Source organism: Streptomyces sp. NBC_00400 (genome assembly GCF_036048035.1).
Taxonomy (GTDB): Bacteria; Actinomycetota; Actinomycetes; order Streptomycetales; family Streptomycetaceae; genus Streptomyces.
Genome location: NZ_CP107940.1, coordinates 7365206 through 7391994, shown reverse-complemented (window position 1 = coordinate 7391994; position 26789 = coordinate 7365206). Strand labels below are relative to the sequence as shown.

Annotated in this window: 24 protein-coding genes and 2 riboswitches; of the genes, 11 read left to right on the top strand and 13 right to left on the bottom strand. The window is 71.5% G+C overall.

The window, feature by feature from the left end; all coding sequences use genetic code 11:
• The first annotated feature begins 39 nt into the window (after positions 1-39).
• Entirely contained in the window at positions 40-1500 is a 1461-nt protein-coding gene (locus OHS81_RS32440) for an acyl-CoA synthetase (protein ID WP_328389171.1), read from the top strand.
• Positions 1501-1636: 136 nt separating this feature from the next.
• Positions 1637-2977, top strand: coding sequence for a carboxyl transferase domain-containing protein (locus OHS81_RS32435; RefSeq protein WP_443058879.1), 1341 nt, complete (start codon positions 1637-1639; stop codon positions 2975-2977).
• 102 nt (positions 2978-3079) lie between these two features.
• Here OHS81_RS32435 and OHS81_RS32430 read toward each other — a convergent pair whose 3' ends face one another.
• Positions 3080-3988: a LysR family transcriptional regulator gene (locus tag OHS81_RS32430; RefSeq protein ID WP_328389169.1), complete on the bottom strand. Its 909-nt coding sequence runs from the start codon at positions 3986-3988 to the stop codon at positions 3080-3082.
• A 74-nt stretch (positions 3989-4062) separates the two neighbouring features.
• On the opposite strand from OHS81_RS32430, the gene OHS81_RS32425 reads away from it, so the two are divergent.
• Complete coding sequence (locus tag OHS81_RS32425; RefSeq protein ID WP_328389167.1) at positions 4063-5151, top strand: DMT family transporter; 1089 nt, start codon at positions 4063-4065, stop codon at positions 5149-5151.
• Positions 5152-5355: 204 nt separating this feature from the next.
• Here OHS81_RS32425 and OHS81_RS32420 read toward each other — a convergent pair whose 3' ends face one another.
• On the bottom strand, positions 5356-6687 hold the full coding sequence (locus tag OHS81_RS32420; RefSeq protein WP_328389165.1) for an aminotransferase class I/II-fold pyridoxal phosphate-dependent enzyme: 1332 nt from the start codon (positions 6685-6687) through the stop codon (positions 5356-5358).
• Positions 6688-6722: 35 nt separating this feature from the next.
• On the opposite strand from OHS81_RS32420, the gene OHS81_RS32415 reads away from it, so the two are divergent.
• Both OHS81_RS32415 and OHS81_RS32410 read left to right on the top strand, forming a co-directional pair.
• On the top strand, positions 6723-7400 hold the full coding sequence (locus OHS81_RS32415; RefSeq protein WP_328389163.1) for a pyridoxamine 5'-phosphate oxidase family protein: 678 nt from the start codon (positions 6723-6725) through the stop codon (positions 7398-7400).
• Positions 7401-7409: 9 nt separating this feature from the next.
• Positions 7410-8084 carry an FMN-binding negative transcriptional regulator gene (locus OHS81_RS32410; RefSeq protein ID WP_328389161.1) on the top strand — a complete coding sequence of 225 codons (675 nt, stop codon included), beginning with the start codon at positions 7410-7412 and terminating at the stop codon, positions 8082-8084.
• Between the two features lie 22 nt (positions 8085-8106).
• On the opposite strand, the gene OHS81_RS32405 is transcribed toward OHS81_RS32410, so the two are convergent.
• Both OHS81_RS32405 and OHS81_RS32400 read right to left on the bottom strand, forming a co-directional pair.
• The gene (locus OHS81_RS32405) at positions 8107-9252 is read right to left on the bottom strand and encodes an EamA family transporter (RefSeq protein ID WP_443058798.1); all 1146 of its coding nucleotides are present in this window, start codon (positions 9250-9252) and stop codon (positions 8107-8109) included.
• Positions 9253-9339: 87 nt separating this feature from the next.
• The gene (locus OHS81_RS32400; RefSeq protein ID WP_328389156.1) at positions 9340-9885 is read right to left on the bottom strand and encodes a Clp protease N-terminal domain-containing protein; all 546 of its coding nucleotides are present in this window, start codon (positions 9883-9885) and stop codon (positions 9340-9342) included.
• Between the two features lie 301 nt (positions 9886-10186).
• Between OHS81_RS32400 and OHS81_RS32395 the strand changes: the two genes are divergently transcribed.
• Positions 10187-10615 (top strand): type II toxin-antitoxin system Rv0910 family toxin, encoded by a 429-nt coding sequence (locus OHS81_RS32395; protein WP_328389154.1) that lies wholly within the window; start codon positions 10187-10189, stop codon positions 10613-10615.
• Positions 10616-10683: 68 nt separating this feature from the next.
• Here the strand turns inward: OHS81_RS32395 and OHS81_RS32390 are convergent, their stop codons facing one another.
• Positions 10684-11319, bottom strand: coding sequence for a PadR family transcriptional regulator (locus tag OHS81_RS32390; protein WP_328389152.1), 636 nt, complete (start codon positions 11317-11319; stop codon positions 10684-10686).
• Positions 11320-11531: 212 nt separating this feature from the next.
• Here OHS81_RS32390 and OHS81_RS32385 point away from each other — a divergent pair, with 212 nt between their 5' ends.
• Positions 11532-12353, top strand: a complete 822-nt coding sequence (locus OHS81_RS32385) for a PhzF family phenazine biosynthesis protein (RefSeq protein ID WP_328389150.1) — start codon at positions 11532-11534, stop codon at positions 12351-12353.
• Positions 12354-12473: 120 nt separating this feature from the next.
• Here OHS81_RS32385 and OHS81_RS32380 read toward each other — a convergent pair whose 3' ends face one another.
• A complete protein-coding gene (locus tag OHS81_RS32380) occupies positions 12474-13316 on the bottom strand; it encodes a CPBP family intramembrane glutamic endopeptidase (protein WP_328389148.1) in 843 nt (280 codons plus the stop codon).
• 173 nt (positions 13317-13489) lie between these two features.
• On the opposite strand from OHS81_RS32380, the gene OHS81_RS32375 reads away from it, so the two are divergent.
• Positions 13490-15274, top strand: coding sequence for a substrate-binding domain-containing protein (locus tag OHS81_RS32375; protein ID WP_328389146.1), 1785 nt, complete (start codon positions 13490-13492; stop codon positions 15272-15274).
• Between the two features lie 67 nt (positions 15275-15341).
• Here the strand turns inward: OHS81_RS32375 and OHS81_RS32370 are convergent, their stop codons facing one another.
• On the bottom strand, positions 15342-16895 hold the full coding sequence (locus OHS81_RS32370) for a glutamate-cysteine ligase family protein (RefSeq protein WP_328389144.1): 1554 nt from the start codon (positions 16893-16895) through the stop codon (positions 15342-15344).
• A 568-nt stretch (positions 16896-17463) separates the two neighbouring features.
• On the opposite strand from OHS81_RS32370, the gene OHS81_RS32365 reads away from it, so the two are divergent.
• Entirely contained in the window at positions 17464-18054 is a 591-nt protein-coding gene (locus OHS81_RS32365; RefSeq protein ID WP_328389142.1) for a hypothetical protein, read from the top strand.
• A gap of 344 nt (positions 18055-18398) precedes the next feature.
• On the top strand, positions 18399-18593 hold the full coding sequence (locus OHS81_RS32360; RefSeq protein WP_182496663.1) for a DUF5999 family protein: 195 nt from the start codon (positions 18399-18401) through the stop codon (positions 18591-18593).
• A 111-nt stretch (positions 18594-18704) separates the two neighbouring features.
• Here the strand turns inward: OHS81_RS32360 and gcvP are convergent, their stop codons facing one another.
• Positions 18705-21590 (bottom strand): aminomethyl-transferring glycine dehydrogenase, encoded by a 2886-nt coding sequence (gene gcvP / locus OHS81_RS32355; RefSeq protein WP_328389139.1) that lies wholly within the window; start codon positions 21588-21590, stop codon positions 18705-18707.
• A gap of 60 nt (positions 21591-21650) precedes the next feature.
• Positions 21651-21777, bottom strand: a riboswitch (glycine riboswitch).
• A riboswitch (glycine riboswitch) is annotated at positions 21778-21875 on the bottom strand.
• Positions 21876-21989: 114 nt separating this feature from the next.
• Here gcvP and OHS81_RS32350 point away from each other — a divergent pair.
• Positions 21990-22379: a PRC-barrel domain-containing protein gene (locus OHS81_RS32350; protein ID WP_176963700.1), complete on the top strand. Its 390-nt coding sequence runs from the start codon at positions 21990-21992 to the stop codon at positions 22377-22379.
• On the opposite strand, the gene OHS81_RS32345 is transcribed toward OHS81_RS32350, so the two are convergent.
• The 5 genes from OHS81_RS32345 to OHS81_RS32325 all read right to left on the bottom strand — a co-directional run bounded on the left by OHS81_RS32345 (position 22283) and on the right by OHS81_RS32325 (position 26751).
• Entirely contained in the window at positions 22283-23749 is a 1467-nt protein-coding gene (locus OHS81_RS32345; RefSeq protein WP_328389136.1) for a DNA polymerase IV, read from the bottom strand. The two genes, OHS81_RS32350 and OHS81_RS32345, sit on opposite strands and share 97 nt — an antisense overlap.
• Positions 23750-23815: 66 nt before the next feature.
• Positions 23816-24421 (bottom strand): MerR family transcriptional regulator, encoded by a 606-nt coding sequence (locus OHS81_RS32340; RefSeq protein ID WP_088796467.1) that lies wholly within the window; start codon positions 24419-24421, stop codon positions 23816-23818.
• 187 nt (positions 24422-24608) lie between these two features.
• Complete coding sequence (locus OHS81_RS32335) at positions 24609-25082, bottom strand: bifunctional nuclease family protein (RefSeq protein WP_006606439.1); 474 nt, start codon at positions 25080-25082, stop codon at positions 24609-24611.
• 56 nt (positions 25083-25138) lie between these two features.
• Entirely contained in the window at positions 25139-25885 is a 747-nt protein-coding gene (gene ftsR / locus OHS81_RS32330) for a transcriptional regulator FtsR (RefSeq protein ID WP_328389134.1), read from the bottom strand.
• 17 nt (positions 25886-25902) lie between these two features.
• Positions 25903-26751 (bottom strand): FHA domain-containing protein, encoded by an 849-nt coding sequence (locus OHS81_RS32325; protein ID WP_256338902.1) that lies wholly within the window; start codon positions 26749-26751, stop codon positions 25903-25905.
• Positions 26752-26789: the final 38 nt, after the last annotated feature.

Below are 26789 nucleotides of genomic sequence, written 5' to 3'. Positions count from 1 at the left end.
CGCGACGGGCCGGGTGCCGACGAGGACGAAGGAGATCCGGTGAACGTGCTCTTCCCCGCGCTGCGCGACGCTTCGCCCACACCCGCGCTGCGCTTCGGTGACCGCACCCTCAGCTATCGGCAATTGGCGTCGGTGGCGGGCGCGGTCGCCGAGCGGATCGCCGGTGAGACCCGTATCGCCGTGTGGGCAACGCCGACGCTGGAGACCGCGGTCGGTGTGGTGGGCGCGCTGCTCGCCGGAGTGGCCGTGGTGCCCCTGAATCCGAAGGTCGGCGCATACGAGCTGACGCATATCGTGACGGACAGTGCGCCGTCGCTCATCCTCGCCGAACCGGGCGACGATCTGCCGGGCCCGCTCGCCGCGCTGCCTCGTGTCGACATCGAGACAGCCCAGCCGCCGGAGGACGCCGAGCCGGGCCCACTGCCGAACGAACCGGGCGACGAGGCACCGGCCCTGATCGTCTACACCTCCGGCACGACCGGCCCGCCCAAGGGCGTGGTCCTCCCCCGGCGCGCCATTGCGCACACCCTCGACGCCCTGGAGGACGCCTGGCAGTGGACCGCCGACGACGTCCTCGTCCACGCCCTGCCGCTCTTCCATGTACACGGCCTGATTCTCGGCATCCTCGGACCGCTGCGCCGCGGTGGCTGCGTCCACCACCTGGGGCGCTTCAGCACCGACGCGGTGGCCCGTGAGCTCTCCGCGGACGGCACCATGCTGTTCGGCGTGCCGACGATGTATCACCGCCTGGCCGCCGAGGCCGGCCGTGACCCCGCGCTCGCCAAGGCGCTCTCCCGTGCCCGGCTGCTGGTCTCCGGCTCGGCCGCACTGCCGCTGACCGATCATGAGCGGATCGCGGCAGCCTCCGGCCGACGGGTGATCGAGCGCTACGGCATGACGGAAACGCTCATGAACACCAGCGTGCGGGCGGACGGCCCCGATGCCACGGGCACGGTGGGCGTGCCGTTGCCGGGGGTGTACGTCCGGCTCGTCGACGACGCGGGCCGGGCCATCGGCGAGAACGACGACGAAACGGTGGGCGAGATCCAGGTCCGCGGCCCGAACCTCTTCGTCGAATACCTCAACCGCCCCGATGCCACCGCCGCCGCCTTCGACGGAGGATGGTTCCGCACCGGCGACATGGCCATCCGGGACGGTGCAGGGAACTACCGCATCGTGGGCCGCAAGGCCACCGACCTGATCAAAAGCGGTGGCTACAAAATCGGCGCCGGCGAGATCGAGAATGCGCTGCTGGCACACCCCGGGGTCGCCGAGGCCGCCGTCACCGGCGCGCCGGACGAAGACCTCGGTGAGCGGATCGTCGCCTGGGTCGTGGCGGAGACCGGTCCGGACGCAGGCCCCGCGCCCTCGGGCCAGGAGCTCGCCGAGCATGTCGCCCGCCAGCTCGCGCCGCACAAGCGCCCCCGCACCGTGCACTTCCTGGACGCCCTGCCGCGCAACGACATGGGCAAGATCCTGAAGCGTGAGCTCCGTGCGTAACGGCGAACGGGACGCGGACGACAACCGGACTCCGGCCGCCACCACCGCTCCCACGACTCCCACGACTCCCACGACTCCCACGACTCCCACGACGAAGCCATGCGCCCGGCTCACGGCGCGTCAAGCCATAGCGGCGGTGGCGGATACGTACACCGAGACCACCGTGACGACCGTTGCCGCCGGCCGCGAAACGCCGGATGCGGCATCGGCCCCACCGGACGGCCCGCTCGGCTGGCGTGGTTACGACGACGCCCGGGCCCGGGCGCGCGCACGGACCGGCGAGGAGGAGTCGGTGGTCACCGCCCTGGCCACGATAGGCGGCAGGGAGAGCGTCGTGCTCTCCTTCGAGTTCCGCTATCTGGGCGGCTCCCTCGGCGAGCGCACCGGCGACCGTCTGGAGGCCGCCTACGCGCACGCCCGCGAGCGCGGTCTGCCGGTTGTTTCGCTGATCGCCACGGGCGGCAGCCGCATGCAGGAGGGGATGCGCGCGCTGACCCAACTCCAGCGGGTGGCCCGGCAGTCGGCGCTGAACCGCGCCGCGGGGCTGCCGCAGATCGCCGTGCTGCGCGATCCGACGACCGGCGGCGGCTGGGCCACCCTCGGCGCGGCTGCCGATGTGATCCTCGCGCTTCCCGGGGCGCAGGTCGGCTTCGCGGGCTCGCGGGTGCGCCCCCTGGACGCCGACCCCTACGCCTACTCCGCCGAGGGACAGCTCGCCTCCGGTCAGATCGATGCCGTCGTGCCGCCCGACCCGCTGCGGGGCACGCTCCAGCGGTGGATGCACCTGCTGTGCCCGCCCCCTCAGTCCCGCACCCGCACCGTGGAGCCCGCGCCTCCGCCGTACGCGCTCGGGGCTCCCGCGCTGCCGGAGACCGGCTGGGGCGCGGTGGTCCGTGCCCGCGAGCCCGGGCGGCCGCGTGCCGAGGCGTATCTGGGCGCGTACTTCGACGACCGGGAGGAGATCAGCGGGGACCGCTGTGGCGGCGCCGACCCCGGGATACGGTGCGGATTCGGCCGTCGTGAGGGGCGCACGATCGCCTTCGCCGCCCAATGCGGCACGGCCACCCGCCCGGCCGGCTTCCGTACCGCCGCACGTCTGATCCGGCTCGCCGACCGGCTGGGTATCCCGGTCCTCACCCTCGTGGACACCCCGGGCGCCGCCAACGATGCCGCGGCCGAGCGGGCCGGTGCCGGCGCGGCCATCGCCGAGGTCTTCGCGGCGCTCGCCACGGCCGAGGTGCCGGTCACCTCCCTGCTCATCGGTGAGGGCGGTTCGGGCGGTGCACTGGCCCTTGCCGCACCGGGCCGGCTGTGGGCGACCCCGGACAGCTACTTCTCCGTGATCGCCCCGGAGCTGGCCGCGGCCATCCTCAAACGCGACGAAACGCAGATCCACGACACCGCCGATCAACTCCGCATCCGCCCGCAGGACTTGCTGGAACTGGGCGTCATCCAAGGCATCGTCCCACCGCCCTGAGCCGGGGGGCAGGAGTCAAGAGACAGGAGGCAGGAGCTGACCGACGGCAGACGGCAGACGGCAGCGGACGCAGACGACAGACGGCCGGCAGCAGGCTCCGTCTCAGCGGGCCTCCACGTCCTTCCCGGCCGCGCGGAGCGCCCCCACGGCAGCGCGGATCGAGGGCCTGCGGTCAGCGTCCGCGCGCCAGATGGCGTAGACATGACGGCGCATCGTATGGCGGACGGGCACCACACTCACCCCGTCCGGTACCGGCCCACGGCCGAGGCGGGGAGCCACCGCGACGCCCAGCCCGGATGCGATCAAAGCCAGCTGGGTGTGGTGCTCCTCGGCCATGTGCGCGATCTGCGGTTCGATGCCGTTGCTGCGCAGCGTGAACATCAGCCATTCATTGCAGAACTCCCCCTGCGGCCAGGAGATCCACTCATCGTCCGCGAATTCCTCCAGCTCCACGGACCGCCGTCCGGCGAGCGGGTGGGTGGACGGCATCGCCACATCGGCCGGATCGTCCAGGAGCGGGGCCTTCGCCAGCCCTTCGGGCAGCGACAGCGGCCGGTTGTACCAGTCGAGGACGACGGCCAGGTCGATATCGCCGCGCACCACGCCGCGTACCGCTTCGCCCGGTTCCATTTCCGTCAGCCGCGCCCGTAGCTGCGGGTGCTCGGCCCGGAGGGCGACCAGCGCGGCGGGGAAGAGCCCCCGTGCCGCGGTGGGAAACGCGCCCAGCCGCAGTTCGCCCACCGCCTGGCCGCGATGTGCTTCCAGTTCGGCCTGGGCCAGCTCGACCTGGGAGAGGATGCGCATCGCATGGTCGGCGAGCAGCCGTCCGGCGTCGGTCAGCCGGACCCCGCGCCCGCTCTTCGCCAGCAGTTGCTGTCCGGTCTCCCGCTCGAGTTTGGCGATCTGCTGGGAGACGGCAGAGGTCGTCACATGCAGTCCGTCGGCGGCCGCGCTCACCGAGCCGTGCCGGGCGACCGCACTCAGCGTCCGTAGGCGATCAAGGTTCAACATGTAAGCAATGCTAAGCGATACCCGCCACGAATACTCGCTTGTGCTACGAAGTTGTACGCCGCATCGTGGTCGTCATGAGCACCGCCACCGGCGCAGCCACCGCCTCCTCCACCACCACCACGAACTCTTCGACGACGGCCACGACCACGTCCCCCGCTGCCGACGCACACGCCACGGCGACCGCGACCACCTCAGCCCGCGCCGGCGCCTCGCCCCGCACCGGCGCCGAGGCCCCGAAGTCCACTGGCCGGACCCTCGGTTGGCCACTCCGCTTCGCCGCCCTCTCCCTGGTCTGGGGCTTCAACTTCCTCTTCATCAAGGTGGGCACCCAGGGCTTCGCCCCGCTGCAGGTCACGCTGGGCCGGATGGCGTTCGGGGCGCTGGTGCTGCTGATCGTCCTCGTGCTCAAGCGGGAGCGGCTCCCCCGCTCCCCCCGCGTCTGGGCCCACCTCACCGTCGCCGCGTTCTTCCTCAATGCACTGCCGTTCTCCCTCTTCGCCTACTCCGAGCTGACCATCCCCTCCACACTGGCCGGCATCTGCAATGCCACCTCCCCGCTGTGGGGCATGGCGCTGTCGGTCATCGCGCTCGCCGAGGACCGTCCCAGCCGGCGCCGGGTCGCGGGGCTCGGCCTCGGATTCCTGGGTGTGCTCACCGTGCTCGGCGCCTGGCAGGGCTTCGCCGGTACGGACCTGACGGGCACCGCGATGGCACTGGGCGGCTCGCTCAGCTACGCCATCGGCTGGATCTACGTTCGCCGCACCCTGGCGGGCGTCCCGCACTCCCACCTGTCCATGGTCAGCGCCCAACTGCTGCCGGCAACCGTCCAACTGGCGGTGGTGACACCCCTGTTCACCACCGCACCGGCCGGCTACCCGGTCATCCCGCTGCTCGCCGTCATCACCCTCGGCGCCCTGGGCACCGGCCTCGCCTTCCTCATCCAGTACGGGCTGGTCGCCGAGATCGGTCCCACCACCGCACAGATGGTCACGTATTTCATCCCCGTGATCGCCACCGCGGCCGGAGTGGCCCTCCTGCACGAACAGCTGAGCTGGAACACGCCCGTCGGCGCTCTTGTCGTCCTGGCCGGCGCCGCCCTCACCCAGAGCAAGCCCCGCCCGAGCACCCCCTCACTCCCCCGGCCCGGCTCCACCACCGGCTGACGGCACCGTCCGGGCATCGAGCCCGGGCTCCCGAACCCCCGTCCTCCCGAACCCCCGTACTTCCGAGCCCCCCCCACTCCGTGATCCCAAGCCCCCGCACCCCGGCGCGGGGGCTCTTGCGCCTCATCCCGAGGTCTCCCACACCTCCGCGCGAGGTCTCCCGCACTTCGGCGCGGGAGGCTCCTGCCCCGTGGTCGGGCCTCCTCACTCGTACCGCCGCGCCTCCCCCACGCCCCGTGCCGCGGCAACGGCGTCCGCCACAGGGACGATGTCGTCATCGGTGAGGGCGGAGACGGTGATGCGGATGCCCGGCGGGGAGTGCAGCCGGAAGCGGGCACCGGGAGCCACCGCCCAGCCGGCGTGCAGGAGCCGGGCCACCGCACCGGTCTCGTCCGGGACCGGTACCCACACATTCATTCCGCTGCGTCCCCGGGCGAGGACTCCGCGCTCCGCCAGGGCCCGTATCAGCGCATCCCGCCGCCGTCCGTACGCTCCGGCCACCGCCCCCGGGTCGACCGCAGACGTCCGCCAGAGGTGGACGACCACGTCCTGGAGCAGATGGCTGACCCAGCCCGGACCGAGGCCCTGACGACCCCGCACCCGGTCGATCGTCAGCGCGTCACCGGTGAGCACCGCCAGGCGCAGATCCGGGCCGTACGCCTTGGCCGTCGAGCGCACCAGGACCCAGTGGTCGGTGACGCCGGAGAGCGGATGAAGCGGGAAATCGACGATGCCGTGGCCGTGGTCGTCCTCGATGAGGAGAACACCGGGGTGGGCGGCCAGGAGGGTGCGGAGTTCGGTGGCGCGGGCGCGGCTGACCGCGGCTCCGGTGGGATTCTGCGCCCGGTCGGTGACGACGACGGCACGCGCGCCGTCCTGGAGCGCACGCGCCAGGTGCTCCGGCAGCGGGCCTTCGTCGTCCACCCCGACCGGGGCGGGGCGCAGCCCGAGCGCCGGGATGAGATCCAGCAGGCTGCCCCACCCCGGATCCTCCACCACCACGGTGTCGCCGGGCCGCAGATGGGCGGCCAGCACCCGCTCGATGGCGTCCAGTGCGCCGCTGGTGACGGCCACGGGGCCGGCCGGCACGCCGTCACCGTCGAAGGCCGCACGGGCGAGGGCCGCAAGGTCGTCGTCGATCGCAGGCGTGCCATAGAGCACGGGGCGCCGCGCACTGCGCGCCGCGGCCTGCGCCAGCGCCCGTTCGAGCGGGGGCAGCAGGGCCGGATCGGGGTTTCCGTCGGAGGCGTCACGGACGCCGGGCGGGACCTCCACCCGCAGCGCCTCCCGGGGCGTGCTCGCCGGACGGGGGCGCACCCGGCTGCCTCGCCGGCCCGCGGTTTCGATCACCCCGCGGTCGCGGAGCGTGCGATACGCGGCCGCGACCGTATTCGGATTGACTTCGAGATAGACGGCCAACTCCCGCATCGGGGGCAGGACTTCGCCCGGTTGGAGCTCACCGGCACCGACGGCCCGCTCGACACTGGCGGCAATCTCCGATGCACGCCGCCCTGCGATCCGATACTCTCCTAGCACAAACATGATTATGCACTAGCACAATGGAGTTGGCAATGCCCCGAGGCGAGGCGTACGAACCCACCACGCGCACGACCCCCACCCGCGCCCGTGACCGCGCGGCCTACGACCACGAAACGGTGCACGCCATCCTCGACGCGGGGTACGTCTGCCATCTGGGTTTCGTCCGCGACGGCTCCCCCGTCGTCCTGCCGACGCTCTACGGCCGCGTCGGCGACCGCCTCTATCTGCACGGATCGTCCGGCTCCCGCCCGCTGCGGATGGCAGGTGAAGCAACAGGCGAAGCACCGGACCCCGGCCTGGAGGTGTGTGTCACCGTCACCCACGTCGACGGCCTGGTGCTGGCCAGGTCCGCGTTCCACCACTCCGTCAACTACCGCTGCGTGGTGGTCCACGGCACCGCACACCAGGTCACCGACCCCGAGGAGAAGAAGGCCGCCCTCGATGCGCTCGTCGACCATGTGGTGCCGGGACGTGCCGCGGACTCCCGGCCCGGCAACGCCAAGGAACTGGCGGCGACCGCAGTGCTCCGGCTCGACCTGCGCGAGGTCTCCGCCAAGATCCGCAGCGGCGGCCCCAACGACGAGCCGGAGGACCTGGCGCTGCCGTACTGGAGCGGCGTCCTCCCCGTGGCACCGGTGTACGGCGCGCCCATACCCTCCGACGATCTCGCGCCCGGCACGCCGGAGCCGGCGTACCTCTCCGCCCGCTGAGGAGCGACCGTGCTGATCCACCCCTGGGACGCCCCCACCGAAGATGCCGAGTGGCAACAGTGGCTCGCGGTGCACGACTTCGGCCAGCTGGCCGCCAACGGACGGCCCGGTGAGCCTCCGGTGGTGCAACCGCTGCACTTCGCCTACGACGCCTCCCGCCGTGAGGTCATCACCCATCTCGCCCGCCCCAACCCCCTCTGGGGCGCGCTGGAGGACCGGCCGACGGTGCTGCTGAGCGTGGTGGACGACTACACCTTCATCCCCGGCCCCTGGCAGGCGGCCGAGGACCAGCCACCCGAGCACGGCGTCCCCACCAGCTTCTACGCAGCGGTCCAGCTGACCTGCACCGCCCATGTGGTGGACGGTCCGGAGGAGAAGGCCGAGCTGCTGCAGCGCCAGATGGGCCACTTCCAGCCGGACGGCGGCTCGGCCCCGGTCACCGCCGGCGCGGCTCCGTACGGGCGGATGCTGTCCGGTATCCGCGGTCTGCGCCTCGAAGTGCGCGAGATCCGCGCCAAGTTCAAGTACGGCGGCAAGCGGAGCGAGGCCGTCCAGCAGCGCATCTCGGAACGCCTCGCCGAACGGGACGGCCCCGGGGACGCGGCGGCCCGCACGCACCAGCAGCGCCGGCTGGCAGCACCGGCACACCCACCGGCCCGCCTCCCTCCTGAACGGCGCCCCTGACCCGCCCGCCCCGCAACAGCCCCTACGAGGCCGAGGATGCCGAGGTCGGAGATGCCGGGGAGACACCGCTTCCCGGCACGCCGGCATCCGCCCCGTCCTCCGCTCCCGTGCCCGGCCCGGCACCGGCGCCCGCCACCCGCACGGTCTCCGTCGCCTTCGGCTTGGCCGACTGCGCGATGAAGGCGCCGGCCAGCACCACCGCTCCACCGACGATCTGCGGCGCGGAGAGGTGTTCGCCGAGCAGGACCCAGGCGAGGACCGTCGCGATGACCGCCTCCAGGCAGGCGACCACCCCGGCCACCTGCGGCGAGAGCCGGCGGATCGAGACCACTCCGGTGAGGTACGCGGCCACCGTCGCGATCAGCACGATCCAGGCGAGCAGCAGGACAGCGGGCACCCGGGTGCCGTTCATCTCCGCGCCGCCGCCGAGCACCGACCAGTCCATGCTCCAGGGCCGGGCGGTCGCAGTGAGGACGACGGCGCCGATCAGCAGGCCGTAGGCGATCACGCCGAGCGGGTCCACCGTGTCGTCGCCGTCGGTGCCGTGATCGGAGAGCACGAAGTAGCCGACCTGGCAGCAGGCCGCGCCGAGCGCGAGAGCGAGCCCGAGGGCGTCGAAACTCAGCCCGGACCAGACCTCGACGACACAGGCCAGTCCGCCGACGGCCAGCACCACGCCGACCGCGGCGGCACGGGTGACCGGCCGTTTCTGAACGAACCGCACCCAGCCCAGCACAAGGGCGGGCGCCAGATATTCGATGAGCAGCGCCACACCGACGGGGATACGGGAGAGCGCGGCGAAGTAACAGGCCTGCACCCCCGCGACGGCGAGCAGTCCGTAGCCCGCGAGCAGCGCGGGGCGGCGGCGCGGCAGGTCCCGGTGGCGCCAGGCGAGGGGCAGCATGACCAGCGCGGCGCCGGCGACCCGTAGCCAGGTGACGTGCAGCGGTTCGAGACCGGCGGATATCAGGGGCTTGGCGGCAACGCCCGAACCACCGAAGGCGAGGGCGGACAGCAAGGCGATCCCGAGGCCGGCACCGCGCCCCCGGGGCGCTGCGTCACGGCTCGCCCCGAGAGCGGGTGGTGACGGCTGGGTCTCAAAGGACCCGGACATTCCCTGGCCCGGACCGGTCGATGAACCTGCCGGGCTCCCCGATGACGCGTGCATCGCGTCATCATCGCAGGCGCCGTCAGCAGTGACACCCCCGATGTCCCTGTCCTTACCCGCCTCACCCGCCGGGGTGTTCCCCGTCCGTCACAGCCGGCGCGCTCCCTCCGTCGCAGCCGGCTCCCCGTCCAGACGGGCGGCGAGCCGGCCGGTGTCGACGGAGGCCCGGCGCAGCACTTCGACCGCCCGGGACTCGGGGTCGTCCACCAAAGCGGCGAGCAGGTCGAGGCAGCCCGCGCGGGTGGCGTAGCGGGCATGGGCGCGGTCCAGGGCGCCGTCCATGGCAGCGGCCGCCGCCGGGGACCAGCCGGGGACCCCGCCCTCGGCGACCATGGGGACCGCGCCGGAGTCCTCGATGGTGCCGTGCCACTGGAGTCCGTAGCCGATGCTGCGCTGGACGAGGTAGCCCAGCAGCCGGGCGATCTGCGGGGCACCGTCGAAGGCGTCGCGTACGGCGGGGTCCGATTCCAGGAGGCCGTGCAGCAGATGCGCGGTGTCGACCTGCCGGTCGCCGTCGCGGGTGGCCCGCCTGCGGGCGGCGGAGACGACCGTCGCGAGCTCGACGGTGAGCAGGTTGTCGAGCTCCTCCTGGGCGGGCCCGTCGCCACCACTGTACGCAGTACGGTTTTGCACACCACCCACCCCACCAGCCCCCGAGCGCCGGAACATCCCCGGCGGGAAGCATTTGTACATCCCACGATGGTTGGGCACGGCCCCACACCATCTCATCCTTACGGAGGAGATGCGGGGGAATCGTGGAGGCCGGACAGGCAAGCCCGGGGCGGCCGCCGGCGCCTCGCGGCCACCCCTGGCGGGCCTTGGCAGATCTCCTGACGGACCATCAGCAAGAGGCGGTCATCGGTATTGAACCTTCACCCCCGTGCGGCTACCTTCCGCGGCACCAGCCAGGGACCGTCACCGAAGGGGTGATCGCATGGCCGAAGTGACCGCGCAGGCCCGTATCGAAGCACCGGCCGAGAAGCTCTGGGACCGGCTCACCGACTTCGACTCGTACGGGGAGTGGAACGCCACCCACACCGCCTTCCCCACAGGCGGGCCGGAATCGCTCCAGGTCGGCGCGGGCTACGAGGAGAACATGAAGCTGATGGGCTTCCCCGCCGAGGTCGTCTGGACCGTGCGGGAACTGGAGCCCGGCCGCCTCCTCGACATCCAGGGCAAGGGCCCGATGGGTGTCAGCCTGGGGATGCGTTACGAGCTCATTCCGGACGGCGGGGCGACGGTCGTGCGGATCGACGGGGCGTTCACCGGCGCCGCGGTCTCGCTGATGGCCGGCAAACTCAGGGACTCGGCGGGTGCCGCACTGAACGAGTCACTGCGCAGGCTCGCCGGCCTGGTCACCTGAGACTTCGGGAGCCGCCCACACACCCCGCCCCCGAAGCCTCCGCCGCCCGCATCCCCGCCACGCGCCGCTCAGTCCTCCTCGGCGAGGATCAGGTACAGCTCCTTGCGCGCCCTGTTGACCACCGCCATCGCCTTCTCCCGCTGGGCGGGGCTGCCCGTGGCCCACACCTGGCGGAAGGCCTCGACCAGACCGCTGCCGGCCTTGCGGATCTCGTTCATCGCCTCCCAGTCGACGCCGCGGCCGGCGTCCTCCCAGGGAGCGTCCGAGCCGCTGTCGGCCTCGGAACGCCCAGCGTCGGTCAGCGAGAACAGCTTCTTGCCGCCCTCGCTCGCGCTGGCGATCAGCCCCTCGTCCTCGAGGAGCTGCAGCGTCGGGTAGACCGAGCCGGGGCTGGGCTTCCACGCCCCGCCGCTGCGCTCGGCGATCTCCTGGATCATCTCGTAGCCGTGCATCGGACGGTCCTTGAGCAGCGCCAGTATCGAGGCGCGCACATCGCCGCGCCGCGCCCGGCCGCGCGGTCCGCCGCGCCCCCGTCCGCCCATGGGCGGCCCACCGAAGGGCGGACCCCCGAACGGCGGGCCGAACGGGCCGAAGGGGGAACGCCTCCGCTCGCCGCCCGGGAAGTCGCCGCGGCCGCCATGACGGCCGGGACCGCAGCGCTCATGTCCGTGCTCGTGTCCGTGCTCGTGTCCGTGGGAACGCATGATGCGTCCTCCGTTTCTCTCGTTGATCGGTCGCGATACCTCAACGATATATCGGGACTGTTCGTCGAAGCAAGCCTCCGAGTGGAGTCGGTGGATGTACGTCTTGTGCAAGCGGTGCGCCACGGGCAGCCATGGCCGGCCCCGCGCCCCGTGGCCAATTCCCTCGAATTGGCCTTGGCCTGCGGCTTTGCGGCACCTCTACGCTCGCGGCCATGAGGATTCGTATCGTCGACGCCTTCAGTGCGCGTCCGTTCGCCGGAAACCCCGCGGGAGTCGTGCTCCTCGACTCCGCCGCCTTCCCCGATACGGCCTGGCTGCAGCAGGTCGCCACCGAGGTCAACCTCTCCGAGACCGCCTTTGCGCACCCGCTGCCCGAGGGCGAGGACGCCGACTGGGCACTGCGCTGGCTCACCCCGGCCGCCGAGGTCAACATGTGCGGGCACGCCACACTGGCCACCGCACATGTCCTGCACACCACCGGAACGGCCACCGGGACGGTCCGCTTCCGCACCCGGAGCGGGGTGCTGACCACGACGGCCGGCACCGGCGGGGCGATCACCATGGACTTCCCGACCGCCCCGCTCACGCCCGTCGAGGTGCCACCGCTCGTCGCGGACGCCCTGGGCACCGAGATCCGCTCGGCGCACGACACCGGCCCCGGTGTCGGGGATCTGCTGGTGGAGCTGGCCGACGAGAAGTCCGTACGGGCGCTCGCCCCGGATCTCAAGGCGCTGGCCGGACACGGCGGCCGCGGCGTGATCACCACGGCGCGCGCCGAAAACCCCGGCGGCGGCTACGACTTCGTCTCGCGCTGCTTCTTCCCCGGGGTGGGTATCGACGAGGACCCGGTGACGGGCAGCGCGCACACCGCGCTCGCCCCGTTCTGGTCGGCACGCCTGGGCCGTGACGCGCTCGTCGGCCTGCAGGGCGCCGCCCGCACCGGCTTCGTACGCACCGAGCTGCGCGGCGACCGTACGCTGCTGACCGGCTCGGCGGTCACGGTCATCGACGGCGAGCTGCTGGTCACCGGCTGAGCCGGACCGGGCAGAAGCAGTCCCTGAGTGCTGCCCCGTAACCCCTGCGCCCGTCAGGGGTTACGGGGCAGCACTCAGGGTGCGCGGCCGGCACCGGCGGTGCTCCGCGCCTCGTCCGTCTCACGCCGTCGGCAGCCACCCCACGTGCCCGGCGAGCACCGCATAACCGACGAACGCCACGGTGTCGATCAGGGCATGCGCGGCGACCAGCGGCCCCACCCGCCCCCATCGCCGGTAGAGCAGGACGAAGATCACGCCCATCACCATGTTGCCGACGAAGCCGCCGATGCCCTGGTAGAGGTGGTAGGAACCGCGCAGCAAGGAACTGGCCGCGAGCGCCGCCATCGGGGACCAGCCCAACTGCCCCAGCCTGCGCAGCAGATACCCGACGACAATGACCTCCTCCAGGACGGCGTTCTGCACCGCGGAGGCGATCAGCACCGGGATCTTCCACCACACCGCGGGCAGCGCCTCGGGGACCACCGTCAGGTTGAATCCGGCCGCCCGCGCGCCCAGATAGAGCAGCAGCCCGCTGCCGCCGATGACGGCGGCCAGCCCGGCCCCACGGCTCAGGTCGAAGCCGGGCCGCCGCCGGTCGAAGCCGATCGCCCGCAGCCCCCCGGCCCGTTCGCGCAGCAGAAAATGTGCCACCAGCACCACGGGGACGAGGGCGGTCGCGATACCGAACAGCTGCCAGGCAAGATCCAGCCAGGGCCGGCCGGGCGCATGCGAGCCGTTGAGCGTCGCCGCCTGGTGCTTGAGACCGCCGGGCTTGGTCAGCGATCCGATGAAGCTGATCAGCGCCGACACCCCGCTGGCGCCCAGCGAGAGGGCCAGGACGATCAGCGTCTCGCTCCGCAGGATGCTCCGGGACGGCTCCTCGGCCACTCCCGTTCCCGGCCCCGCACCAGGCCCTTTACCGGGAACGTCCGCATCAGCCACGGGACTTGTATCCGACTGCACGCTTCCTCCACTTCCGCATTACCGCCTCTTCGCCACCACCGCCCCGCTAGGGTCGCGGCAGCAGGTACGAAGATCGCGCGCGACAGGCCGGGGACGGGCGCCATCCACGTGGCGCGCTTCCCCTCTCCTCATCGAATCCCGATCGAGCTCCGAGAAGGAGAGGCGCTACCGCAATGGGACGACACAGCTTGCCCGACGGCTCCGCACCGGAGCGCACGGGGGCCCGCTCAGGTACACGCCGGCGCACCCTCGTCCTCTCCACCGGCCTCGTGCTGGCCGTCGTCGCGGGCTCGGTGGTGGCGCTGGGCAGCGGTCTGCTCCCGTTCGGGGGCCCGTGCGACGGCCAGTCGGCGCGGCTCGACGTGGCCGCCTCGCCCGATATCGCCCCGGCGCTCGAAGCGGTGGCCAACACCGCCCGCGAGGACGCGACGCGCACCGACGGCAGATGTCTGGACGTCAGGATCACCACACGCACCGCGGGCGACGTCGCCGACGCGTTCGGGCAGCGGCCGGTCAACCCCGAATTCCAGGTATGGATACCGGATTCGAGCCTGTGGGTGGACCGGGTCGACGCGGAGCGCGGCACTCCGCTGACCGCAGCGAGCACCCTCGCCTCGTCCCCCATCGCGCTGGGCGTCGTGGCCCGGACCGCCGGCTCGCTGGGCTGGCCCGGGAAGACCTACACCTGGACGAAGCTGATCCGGACCGCGACCTCCGGCGACGCACCGCGCCTGGGCGTCGCCGACCCGGCGCACAGTGCCACCGGGCTGCTCGCGCTGGACCGGATCGGCGCCGCCAACGCCAAGGACACCCAGGACAGCGGCGAGGCGGGCACCCGCACCGCCGCGACGGCCAAGCTTCTCCACCAGCGGATCGCGGACAGCGACGGAGAGGCCCTGGCCACCCTGCCGCGGGACGGCTCCGGTGCGGAGCAGGGCAATCCGCGCCGTAATCAGGCGCTGTTGCTGTCGGAACAGGCCGCCTACGCCCACAACGCCGCGGCGGGCGGCGGCCCCCGTCTGGACCTGTTCTATCCCCAGGACGGCACGGCCCGGCTGGACTACCCGTACACCTTGGTCGACGACGTGGAGATGAGTCCCGAGCAGACCCGCGCCGCCAGCCGTTTCATGACGCTGCTGGGCGAGGCCGACGGACAGCGCACGCTGCGCCGGCACGGCTTCCGGGCCGGTAACGGCGAGGCGGACCCGAAGGTGGTTGCCGCGGCCGGCGGGCGCGCCCCGCAGCCGTACTCCGCCGCCCCCGCCGATCCGCCGACCGTCAAGGAACTCCAGGCGGTGATGGGCAGGTGGACGGTCACCGTCCAGAACATCCGCCTCACCGCGGTCGTGGACGCCACGGCGTCGATGGGCAGCCCCGTCCCGGGCGGCAGCGGCCGGTCCCGGATGGATCTCACCAAGCATTCCCTGCTCCAGGCGCTGGCCACCTTCACGCCCGAGGACGAGATCGGGCTGTGGAAGTTCGCCGCCTCCCTGGACGGCGACAAGGACTATGCGGAGCTGTCCCCCACCGGCCGCCTCGGCGACCGGGAACCGGCCGGCGGCACCCACCGTGACGCCCTCACCGCCGCGTTCGGCTCGCTGGCCCCGGCGCCTCGTGCGGCCGCCGGCCTGTACGACACCACGCTCGCGGCGTACCGGGAAGCCTGCGCCACGTATGCGAGCGGCAAGCTCAACTCCCTGGTCATCGTCACCGACGGGGCCAACGACGACGCCGGCCTCGGCCTCGACGCCCTGGTCGACAAGGTCAAGGAGCTCGTCGACCCCAGGAAACCGGTGCCGGTGATCGCCCTCGCGATCGGCCCGGCGGCCGACACCGCGGCCCTGGACCGCATCGTGGCGCCGACCGGCGGATCGGCCCACCGGGTCGGCGCCCCGTCACAGATCCACCAGGTGCTCCTCAAGGCCCTGATGACGGCGGGCGGCAAGGGGCCGCGCTGAGCACGGGGCGCGACGGCCGGAACCCGTCCGCCGCACCGGCACCCACCGGGTACGCCCCGCCGCCCCGCTACATCCCGTCGGCCGCCGCCTCCTGTGGCTCCCGTACGGCGGGCCGCCGGCCGACCGCCCAGGCAACCGGCCAGGTGTGCACCGGCTCCCCGGTGTGCATCAGCTCGCTGTAGCGCCGGGTCATCGCGGCGAGCGCGGCCTCCCGGTCCAGGCCCTGGCGCCGGGCGTGCCGGCAGGCCTCGGCCTGCCAGGACGCGCCGTTGACCCGGCGCCGGCAGCGTTCCTCGATGATGCCGAGGTAGTGGTCACGGTCGGCCGGTTCCACCCCCCAGGCGTCCAGCCCGCGAGCCGCCAGGGGCAGCAGCTCCCGGCGCACCAGCCGTACGGCCGGGATCTCGGCGATCCCACCGGCCCGTCCGGGGCGGGGCCAGTCAAGGGTGGCGTCGATGCCGTACCGGCAGGCGACGTCGAAGTTACGGGACGCGGCGGCGAACGGGAGCCGCGACCAGAGGGGGCGCGGCTCCTCGGCCAGCGCCCGTACCAGTCCGTAGTAGAAGGCGGTGTTGGCGATGACGTCGGCGACGGTGGGGCCGGCCGGCAGCACCCGGTTCTCGACCCTGAGATGCGCGACACCGTCGGCGACCGCGTAGACGGGGCGGTTCCAGCGGTAGATGGTGCCGTTGTGCAGTACCAGTTCGGCCAGGTCGGGGGCCCCGCCCTCGTCGAGGACCCGCAGCGGCTCCTGCGGTCCGCACAACGGCAGCAGCGGCTGGAAGTAGCGCAGATTCTCCTCGAAGAGGTCGTATGCGGAGTCGATCCAGCGCTCGCCGAACCAGGTGCGGGGGCGTACCCCCTGGGCCTGCAGCTCGGGCGCCCGGGTATCGGTGGCCTGCTGGAAGACCGGAGGCCGGGATTCACGCCACAGCTCACGGCCGAAGAGGAAGGGTGAGTTGGCGCCGACGGCCACCTGCACGGCGGCGATGGCCTGTGCCGCGTTCCAGACCGCGGCGAAGCGGCCCGGTGTCACCTGGAGGTGCAGCTGGACCGAGGTGCAGGCGGCCTCCGGCGCGATGGAGGGCGAGCGGGAAACCAGATGCTCGACGCCCCGGATGTCGAGTGCGAAGTCCTCGCCGCGAGCCGCCCGCATCTGGTCGTTGAGCAGGACATAGCGGTCATTCTCGGAGAGGCTGGCGGCCGTGAGGTCGGTGGCGTGCAGGGTGGGCAGGATGCCGATCATCACGATCCGGGCGGCGACCTCGCGTGCTTTCCTTTCGGCATAGGCGAGTCCCGTACGGAGTTCTTCGGCGAGCTGGTCCAGTACCCGGCCGCTCAATCGGTGCGGCAGGGTGTTGACCTCTAGATTGCACTGGGCGAGTTCGGTCTGGAAATCACAGCTGGCGATGCGCTCAAGAACTTGAGAGTTCATCATCCGGGGCAGCCCGTCGGCGCCCGCCAGATTGAGTTCGATCTCCAGGCCCATGAGATTCTTGGGCCGGTCGAACCTCTCCTCCTCCAGCAGCCTCCGCAATCCCGCAAGACACTCGTGGAGCTTTCTTCGATAACGCTCCCGGTCCGCCAGATCGATCCCGTCCGCGGCGACCTTCTCCCCCATCGAAGGGTCCCTCCTCGAGTGAACGGCCCGCGACCACGGACCACTTGGGGCCTTCCCCGACTGCGGCGGGGATCACGCTACGGTCGATGATGCCCCGGCAATCTGATCGATAACGCCGCGGCGGCACGCCGGTACCGATAGGCTCGAATCAGACCGGCCTCCGGCACCTCCCCCAGGCATATCTGGGCGGCGATCGCCTTCCGCATATCCGTCACAAGAAATACCGGCGAGATCCGGCCTACCGCGCCGCCGAAGGAATACGAGATGGCGCCGTAAAAGTGAGGCACAAAGCGGAAGAAAGCGCCTCACACAGGGGTCCGGATTTCCCCTTGCCCGAAATCCACAAGGCCGGTAGCCGAAACACTTTCAGAACATACGTCGTATAAACTCCGCTTACGAGGCAGAGACTTGGCGCCCAGCGTCCCGGTGTTCCCACCGGCACGGGGGCACAGCGACTGACCTCGCCGGGCCGCAGCCCCGGCCGGCCACGCTCTGACCCCGCACGCAGACAGCGTCGTTTGCACCCTGCCAGGTTCCACCGTGTCTCCGAAGTGAGAGGCGACCCACCATGCCGCTGCACCTCCCCCCTGCCCCCACGCCTGCCCTGCGCTGCGTTCTCGCCGCCCTCGGCTCCCCCACCGCGGTCCGCGAAGCCCCGGTCTCCGCGCTGCGCACCCATCAGGGCCCGCTCAGCCCCGACCACCCGCTGCCCGTCCACGTCTGGGAAGACGTCAGCCGGAGCGGCGGCATGCCGCGGACCCGCCTGGCCGGCTGGCGTTTCCTGGTCCGCGGCGGGGAGCGGGCCGTGGCGACCGCCGAAGCGGTGCTCACCGCGGACGGCTGGACCTTCGCACGGTTCTGCGGCGGCCCCTATGTCGCCGCGACCGAGCAGGCACTGGCACAGGCCGAATCGCTCGCCACCCCTTACCAGCCGCGCCTGCTGTCCGTACCCGAGCTCTACATGCTCACCCTGTGGCTGCACCACGACATCACCTCGGACGGCACCGAAGGACTGGCCGCGCCCGGCGACCTCCTGGTGCCGCTGGCGCCCGCCCCGCCGGGGATCGCCGCGCACCGTCCGCAGCGCATCGCCGACCTGCTCCCCCGGCTCACCCTGCGCCTCACCCCGGCCACCCCGCTCCTCGCCGAACCCGCCTGATCCCGCACGCCGGCCCCGGTTCTCCCCAGCGGAGACGGGCGCCCGTCACCCGTCATGAGCATGCCCCGCGGCCTCTTCGGGCCACGGGGCGCTCTGTCGCGCTCACCCAGGCGGGCTAGTCCGCGGCCACCACTCCCAACCCGCTTGGGGAGGAGTGCAATTGGGAGCAACCGCCCGCACGGGTGACACGTCCCTACCGAGTGAGTACCGCTGCTGCGAAATCCCTGCGGAATCCCGCCCGTGGGGCAACACTGGGACCGACCGATGGAAACGGGGGAGCGGCCATGCACACCTCATCGAGCCGCACAACGACGTTCACCACACCGCAGCGAAAGACAACTTCCATGTGCCAGCACCAACCGCCATGCCCGTCAGCCGACTCCACCGACCGGGAGGCCGCACACCTTGTGGCGCACCACCCGGAGCAGGGCTGGAGCCTGCTCTGCAACGGCGTCCTGCTCTTCGAGGACACCGGTGAGCTGCTGCCGGACGGGCAGGTCATCGCCCCGCACCGCACTCGCGCCACCGCCGCTGCCTGACCCGCGAGCGCGGCACGCACCACAGGGCCCCCGGCAGATCTGCCGAGGGCCCTTGAATGTTGCGGTGAACCCGTCGCGGTCAATCCCCTACGGCGAGTCCGTTACCGTGACTCAGCTGTCGTACGCGTCCAGCGGCGGGCAGGAGCAGACGAGGTTGCGGTCACCGAAGGCACCGTCGATGCGGCGCACCGGCGGCCAGTACTTCTCCGAGGCCTCGACGCCGGCCGGGAAGACGGCCTCCTCACGGGTGTACGGGTGCGACCAGTCGCCACCGAGCGCGCCCGCGGTGTGGGGGGCGTTGCGCAGCGGGTTGTCGTCCTTGTCCCACTCCCCCGTGCCGACCTTCTCGATCTCCGCACGGATGGCGATCATCGCGTCGCAGAACCGGTCCAGCTCGCCGAGGTCTTCACTCTCGGTCGGCTCGATCATCAGCGTACCGGCCACCGGGAACGACATCGTCGGCGCGTGGAAGCCGTAGTCGATGAGCCGCTTGGCGACGTCGTCGATGCTCACACCGGTCGCCTTGGTCAGCGGCCGCACGTCGATGATGCACTCGTGCGCGACCAGACCGCCGGGGCCGGTGTAGAGCACCGGGTAGTGCGGCTCCAGGCGCTTGGCGATGTAGTTGGCGCTCAACACCGCCACCTGGGTGGCACGCTTGAGGCCCTCGCCGCCCATCAGGCGGACGTACGCCCAGGAGATCGGCAGGATGCCGGCCGAGCCCCAGGGCGCCGCGGAGATCGGCCCCACGCCCGTTTCGGGGCCCGCGCCGGGCTGCAGCGGGTGGTTGGGCAGGTACGGCGCCAGGTGGGCGCGTACGCCGACCGGGCCGACGCCCGGGCCACCGCCGCCGTGCGGGATGCAGAACGTCTTGTGCAGGTTGAGGTGCGAAACATCGCCGCCGAACTTGCCGGGCTCGGCGAGGCCGACCAGCGCATTGAGGTTGGCGCCGTCGACGTAGACCTGGCCGCCCGCCTCGTGCACCGTGGCGCAGATCTGGGTGATGTGCTCCTCGAACACGCCGTGGGTGGAGGGGTAGGTGACCATCAGGACCGCGAGCTCGTCACGGTGCTTCTCGATCTTGGCATGGAGATCGTCGGCGTCGACCTCGCCGTCCTCACCGGTCTTGACGACGACGACCTTCATCCCGGCCATCACCGCGCTGGCGGCGTTGGTGCCGTGCGCGGAGGACGGGATCAGGCAGACCGTGCGCTGCTCGTCACCGTTGGCGCGGTGGTAGGCACGCACCGCCAGCAGACCGGCCAGCTCGCCCTGCGATCCGGCGTTGGGCTGGATGGAGACCTTGTCATAGCCGGTGACGGTGGCCAGCCGCTCCTCCAGCTCCTGGATCAGGGTGAGGTAGCCCTGCGCCTGGGCGGCCGGCGCGAACGGGTGCAGCTGCCCGAAGGCGGGCCAGGTGACCGGCTCCATCTCGGTGGTCGCGTTCAGCTTCATGGTGCAGGAGCCGAGCGGGATCATGCCGCGGTCCAGTGCGTAGTCCTTGTCCGCGAGGGTGCGCAGGTAGCGCAGCATCGCGGTCTCGGAGCGGTACTGGTGGAAGACCGGGTGGGCGAGGTAGTCGTCGCCGCGCAGCAGGTCCTGCGGCAGCGCCTCGGCGGCGGCCGCGTCCAGCTGCTCGACGTCGCCGTGCACCCCGAAGGCGCCCCAGACGCCGGCCAGCTGCGCGCGCCCGGTGGTCTCGTCGCACGCGATGCCGACGAGGTCGGCGTCGACCTGCCGGAGGTTGACGCCGGCCTCGCGAGCGGCAGCCACGACCTCGGCGGCCCGGCCGGGCACCCGCGCGGTCAGCGTGTCGAAGTACGCGCCGTGCACGATCTCCACCCCGCCGGCCCGCAGGCCCTCGGCGAGGACCGCGGCGTAGCGGTGGGTGCGCCGGGCGATCGTCCGCAGACCCTCGGGGCCGTGGTAGACCGCGTACATGCCGGCCATGACGGCGAGCAGCACCTGCGCGGTGCAGATGTTGCTGGTGGCCTTCTCCCGGCGGATGTGCTGCTCGCGCGTCTGCAGTGCGAGGCGGTAGGCCTTGTTGCCGTCGGCGTCGACGGAGACGCCCACCAGGCGGCCGGGCAGGCTGCGGGCGAACTGGTCGCGGACGGCCATGAAGCCGGCGTGCGGTCCGCCGAAGCCCATCGGGACGCCGAAGCGCTGGGTGGTGCCGACGGCGATGTCCGCGCCGAGCTCGCCGGGCGAGGTCAGCAGCGTCAGGGCGAGCAGATCGGCGGCGACGGTGACGACCGCGCCCAGCTCGTGGGCCTGCTCGATGACGGCGCGCGGGTCGCGGACCGCACCGGAGGCGCCGGGGTACTGCAGCAGCACACCGAACACCCCGCGCTCGGCGATCCCGGCCGGGATGCCGTCGGACAGGTCGGCGACCACGACCTCGACGCCGGTGGGCTCCGCACGGGTCTCGATCACGGCGATGGTCTGCGGCAGACAGTCGGCGTCGACCAGGAAGACGCCCTGCTTGACCTTGCCGACCCGGCGGGAGAGCGCCATCGCCTCGGCGGCCGCGGTGCCCTCGTCCAGCAGCGAGGAGCCGGAGGTGGGCAGACCGGTCAGGTCGGCGACCATCGTCTGGAAGTTGAGCAGCGCCTCGAGGCGGCCCTGCGAGATCTCCGGCTGGTAGGGCGTGTAGGCCGTGTACCAGGCCGGGTTCTCCATGACATTGCGCAGGATCACCGGCGGGGTGAACGTGCCGTAGTAGCCGAGTCCGATCATGGACGCCAGCACCTGGTTGCGGTCCGCGAGGCCGTGCAGCTCCTGCAGCACCTCGGCCTCGGTACGGGCCTGCGGCAGGCCGAGCGCCTCGGCACTCTTGATGACATCGGGCACGGCGGTGGCGGTGAGCTCGTCCAGCGATCCGAACCCGATGTGCGCGAGCATCTTGGCCTGCGCCTCGTGGTCGGGACCGATGTGCCGGTGCTCGAAGGGAGTGCCGCTTTCCAGCTCGGTCAAGGAGATGCGATTGGTGGTCATCTGCGGGGGCCTCCTGGTCGTGCGACCTACGAGGGGCACCACGGCGCGGGTGCCCGGACGGCCTCCCCCTCTGTCATCTCAACCTGAGAGCTTCACCGGCCCGCGCGAAGCGGCCCGGCTTTCACCGTCGGTGAGGAGGGGTCCCGGAGGTGTGCCTTCCGCGGCCCGCCCTGCTTTCCAGAGTGACCTCGCCCACGCGGTACGTGTGCCTGAGAGATTCCGGGGAGGATTTGCTCCTTCGGCGCCCTCGCCGCGAACGGCAAAGGACTCTCCCGCACGGGGTCTGCGGCCATTGGCCAGCCTACCAGCGCGGCACTCGAAGGATCCTTCGAGTGGCCAGGGCATGAAATGTGCCGTTTGGTTGTTGTCAGAGGGCAGTTGCGACCAATTGGAGGGACCGTGCAAACCGATATCGATCCCCGGAGCCTGATCGGCCGCAAAGCGTTCGACCGTAACGGCGCCAAAATAGGCACGATCGACGAGGTGTATCTCGACGACGCGACGGGGGAACCGGAGTGGGCGGCCGTGCGCACCGGACTCTTCAGCCGGGACGCGTTCGTCCCCCTCGAACCCAGCAAGATGGTCGGTGAGGGCCTGCACATTCCTTACGACCGCAAGCTGATCAAGGACGCGCCGGACTTCGGCGTCGGCCGCCATCTCTCCCCTGAGCAGGAACTTCAGCTCTATCACCACTACCGACTGGATATCTCCTCCCCGACATCCGACCCGGTGTCCTCGCCCGGCTCCGGTGACAAGGACTTCGGCAGGATCGCCGGCTCGGACGACTGACCGTCCGCCGGTCCCCCGCCCACCAGCGGCAGGGGCTCCCCCGGCCGCAGCGCCGGATCCTCCACAGCAAAGGTCCGCACCCTCCCCGGTGCGGACCACGGCGTTTCGAAGCGCACGGTCACCCTCCCCACCCCGCTCCCCTGCACCCAGCCCGCGCCGTACTCGTCGTGCACCACGTCCAGTCCGGGATGCCAGCGCCGAGGCCGCTCCTCCTCGGCCTCCCGAGCCGCCGCCGCGCCACCGGACAGCTCCGCCGCCGCTCTCGCGGCCTTCTCCGCCTCCTTCGCCTCGCGCTCCGTCGCGAACTGGGCGAACAGATCCTCCTGTGTGAAGTCGGCCAGGCCGCTGACCCCTACGCCCAGCAGCCGGACCCCGCCGGTGGTGTCCACCATCTCCAGCAGCCGCACGGCGGCCTCCCGTATCACCGCGGGGTCGTCGGTGGGCCCACGGAGCGTCTCGGAGCGGGTCAGGGTCGAGAAGTCGTAGTTGCGCACCTTGATGACCACCGTCCGCCCGGAGCGCCCGGCGGACCGCAGCCGCTCCACACAGCGGTCCGCCAGCCGCAGCACCTCGCTCCGTACCCGCGTCCGGTCGGTCAGATCGACCTCGAAGGTGTCCTCGACCGAGATGGACTTCGCGTCCCGCTCGGCCACCACCGGCCGGTCGTCCCGGCCCAGCGCCATCGCATACAGCCCGGCACCGTGCGCCTTGCCCAGCAGCCGCACCAGCTCGGCCTCCCCGGCCTCCGCGGTCTCCGCGACGGTGTGGATCCCGGCCCGGCGCAGCGTCTCGGCCGTCGCGGGCCCCACCCCGGGCAGTGTCCGCACCGTCATCGGGCCCAGCAGCTCGCGTTCGGTACCGGGCTCGATCACCACCAGACCGTTCGGCTTGGCCGCCTCGGACGCGATCTTCGCCAGCATCTTGGCGCCGGCCAGCCCCACCGAGCCGGTCAGGCCCGTGGCGGAACGGATCTCGCGGCGCAGTCGCTCCCCCACGGCCCGCGCGGCGGCCGTCCGAGGCGGCACCCCGCCCGCTTCCAGGTCGACGAAGGCCTCGTCCAGGCTCAGCGGCTCCACCAGCGGCGACAGCCCGTGCAGCAGCTCCATCACCGTCTCACTCACCTGGCGGTACAGCGAGAAGCGCGGGGTGAGGTAAGCGGCGTTGGGGCACAGCCGGCGCGCCTGGGCCGTGGGCATCGCGGAGCGGATCCCGAACACCCGGGCTTCGTACGACGCCGTGGAGACCACCCCGCGCAGGCCGATCCCGCCGACCACCACGGGCTTGCCGCGAAGGCTCGGCTTGGCCGCCTGCTCGGCGGCCGCGAAGAACGCATCCATGTCGAGATGCAGGATCGTCGGCGCGGGTCTCACATCTCCGATGCTGCCCCATGCCACTGACAATCGGCCCCGTGCCGGGCCGGTGACGCGGTCAGGGACTCAGCCCGCCCGGTTGCGCCGCCGCGCCAGCTCGTCGTGCGGGTTCTTCCCGATCAGGGTCTCGCCGGTGTCCACCCGCTCCCCGTGGAGCTGTGACAGCACGCCCTCCACGTCCCGCCACACCACGCCCACGGCGATCCCGAAGACGCCCTGGCCGCCCTGGAGCAGATCCACGACCTGGTCGGGCGAGGTGCACTCGTAAACCGTCGCACCGTCGCTCATCAGCGTCATCCGTGTCAGATCCGCCAGTCCGCGCGCCCGCAGATGCTGGACCGCGGTGCGGATGTTCTGCAGCGACACCCCGGTGTCCAGCAGCCGCTTGACGATCTTCAGGACCACGACGTCCCGGAAGCTGTAGAGCCGCTGGGTGCCGGAGCCGTACGCCGGCCGGATGCTCGGCTCCACCAGGCCCGTACGCGCCCAGTAGTCGAGCTGCCGATAGGTGATGCCCGCTGCCGCACAGGCGGTCGGGCCGCGATAGCCGATGTTCTGAGCCTCGCAGTCCCCCGACACCGCCGCGGCCGGTGCCGGGGCAGGGTTCGCTGCTGCGCCCGAGTGGAGCGGCAACGCCCCTTCCGCCGCCATACCGTCGCCGGTGATTGCCACGCCGCCCTCCGTCCTCCACGTCCCGGACGGGACCTGCCACATCGACGGTATGCAGTCACTCGGGGTGCGTCAACGATCGCCGCGCTCGCCACGCCGAGTGATAATCACCCTACGAGTGGTTTCTCGTGACCCCACACGGGGAACGGCTACAGGTTTGGCCGGAAACAGGTGGTTCGCCTGGCCGGTATTACTGGCTGTTGGTCCCGAAGTCCTCGGGCGAGATCTGGTCGAGGAACTCGCGGAACTTCTCCACCTCGTCCTCCTGCTCGTCCGGGATGGCGATGCCCGCGTCGTCCAGCACACCGTCGGTACCGAAGATCGGCGTTCCGGTGCGCAATGCCAGCGCTATCGCGTCGGACGGACGCGCGCTGACCTCGACTCCGCTCGCGAAGACAAGTTCGGCATAGAAAACCCCCTCGCGCAGATCCGTGATGCGGACCTGCGTCAGTTCCTGGCCCACCGCTTCGAGCACGTCCTTGAAAAGGTCATGCGTCAGCGGCCTGGCAGGGACCATGCCCTGCTGGGCAAAGGCGATGGCGGTGGCCTCCCCTGGCCCGATCCAAATGGGCAAGTATCGGTCGCCTCCCACCTCCCGCAGGAGCACGATCGGTTGGCTGGAAGGCATTTCCACCCGGACACCCACGACGTCGAGCTCGTTCACACAGCAACCCTAGGACGTGCCCGGCCGGTTTGGGTAGTCGGGCACTCGTTTGCTCACTACAGCCGGACCCGCAAAGCGCTCTGCACCAGTGCCGCATGCAGCCGTACGGACAGCGTCGCCAGCTCTCTGGCAGTGGCCTCGGCATGGGCCCTGGTCTGCGGATTACGGTGCCGCCGAAGGGGTGCAACGACCTGCTCGACCAGGCCCGCCTCGCGCTCGGCGGCCGCCTTCACGGCACGCAGATGCCGCGGTTCCAGACCGAAACGGCCCAGGTCCGCAACGAGCTTGGCCACCGTGACGGCCTCGATGTCGTATCCGCCCTCCGCATGAGGGACGATGAGTCCGTAGGACTCCCAGTCGGCGAGGGCCGCCTCGTCCACCTCCGCGGCGGCCAGCAGCTCCGCCCGGCCGATGCGGGCAGCCGTGGGACGGTCCTCACCCGGCTCGTGCACGCCTTCGACGAGGTCGCGGGAGGGTGTCGCCGGAGCGGGCAGCTGTACCCGCTCACCGCGCTCCAGGGCGTCCAGATGCTCCCGGATGACCTTCAGCGGCAGATAGTGGTCCCGCTGCATCCGCAGGACGGCGGCCAGCCGCTCGACGTCCGCCGCCGCGAATTTGCGGTATCCGGAAGGCGTGCGCTTCGGCTCTACCAATCCCTCGGCCTCCAGGAAGCGAATCTTGGAGATGGTGACCTCGGGAAACTCCTCGCGCAGCAGGGTGAGCACCGTGCCGATGCTCACCGGCTTACCGTCCGAGGAGGCGGCGCCGGCGAAGCCGGCACCGCCTTTCGGTGTATCGCGCATATACCTTCCCCGGCCGGTCAGATACCGGCGCCTCGCTGGCTGGCGTAGAAGACCAGGCGGAACTTGCCGATCTGGACCTCGTCGCCGTTGGCAAGGGTGACGGAGTCGATCCGCTCGCGGTTCACGTAGGTGCCGTTCAGGCTGCCGACGTCGGCGACCGTGAAGAGCCCGTCCGGACCCCGGCGGAATTCCACGTGACGGCGCGAGACCGTCACGTCGTCGAGGAAGATGTCGCCCTGCGGATGCCGGCCCGCCGTCGTCAGCTCGCTGTCCAGAAGGAAGCGGCTGCCCGAATTCGGGCCCCGGCGGACGACCAGCAGCGCCGATCCCAGCGGGAGGGCATCGACAGCCGCCTGGGCCTCGGGGGACAGCGACGGCGACAGATTCTGGCCCGTCGCCTCCGAGTCGTAGGCCTCCAGCCCCGAAATGGAGATGGTGGAGGTCGTCTCGGATGCCCGCTCGGGCTGAGCGCCCGGACGCAGCGGCGCACCACAGTTGGAGCAGAACCGGCTCGCCTCGGCGTTCCGGTTCCCACACCTCGTACAAACCGGCAAGGCCGACCCTCCACCCGTGCGTGCGGCTGATGGTTCCTGGGAACCTATGCGGCCGGCACCGGAGGGGTCAACAGAACCCGCGCCGTGCCCCCCGGACGGACCGCTGACCTCGTCACGGAAGAGCGGACGGTCCTCCGCCGCGCCACTCTCGTCGGGCCGGCCCGACGCACGGTGCCGCGCGGAGCCGCTGCCGCCATCCTGGCGGGCGCTCTTGCCGAACAGCTTTCCAAACAACTTCACGGGCGATTCCCCTTGAACGACATAGACCCGCCCGTGGGGCAGGACGAACCCTCGATGCACACACCGGCCGATCCGGACATCCTGTGAACGTCCGTGGCCTTCAGACAGTT

Bases quoted from the DNA above. Each gene is read 5' to 3' on its own strand.
- OHS81_RS32430 (WP_328389169.1), bottom strand. From the start codon at position 3,988: ATGTTGAACCTTGATCGCCTACGGACGCTGAGTGCGGTCGCCCGGCAC.
- OHS81_RS32425 (WP_328389167.1), top strand. From the start codon at position 4,063: ATGAGCACCGCCACCGGCGCAGCCACCGCCTCCTCCACCACCACCACG.
- OHS81_RS32415 (WP_328389163.1), top strand. From the start codon at position 6,723: ATGCCCCGAGGCGAGGCGTACGAACCCACCACGCGCACGACCCCCACC.
- OHS81_RS32405 (WP_443058798.1), bottom strand. From the start codon at position 9,252: ATGCACGCGTCATCGGGGAGCCCGGCAGGTTCATCGACCGGTCCGGGC.
- OHS81_RS32395 (WP_328389154.1), top strand. From the start codon at position 10,187: ATGGCCGAAGTGACCGCGCAGGCCCGTATCGAAGCACCGGCCGAGAAG.
- OHS81_RS32390 (WP_328389152.1), bottom strand. From the start codon at position 11,319: ATGCGTTCCCACGGACACGAGCACGGACACGAGCACGGACATGAGCGC.
- OHS81_RS32385 (WP_328389150.1), top strand. From the start codon at position 11,532: ATGAGGATTCGTATCGTCGACGCCTTCAGTGCGCGTCCGTTCGCCGGA.
- OHS81_RS32375 (WP_328389146.1), top strand. From the start codon at position 13,490: ATGGGACGACACAGCTTGCCCGACGGCTCCGCACCGGAGCGCACGGGG.
- OHS81_RS32370 (WP_328389144.1), bottom strand. From the start codon at position 16,895: ATGGGGGAGAAGGTCGCCGCGGACGGGATCGATCTGGCGGACCGGGAG.
- OHS81_RS32365 (WP_328389142.1), top strand. From the start codon at position 17,464: ATGCCGCTGCACCTCCCCCCTGCCCCCACGCCTGCCCTGCGCTGCGTT.
- OHS81_RS32360 (WP_182496663.1), top strand. From the start codon at position 18,399: ATGTGCCAGCACCAACCGCCATGCCCGTCAGCCGACTCCACCGACCGG.
- gcvP (WP_328389139.1), bottom strand. From the start codon at position 21,590: ATGACCACCAATCGCATCTCCTTGACCGAGCTGGAAAGCGGCACTCCC.
- ftsR (WP_328389134.1), bottom strand. From the start codon at position 25,885: ATGCGCGATACACCGAAAGGCGGTGCCGGCTTCGCCGGCGCCGCCTCC.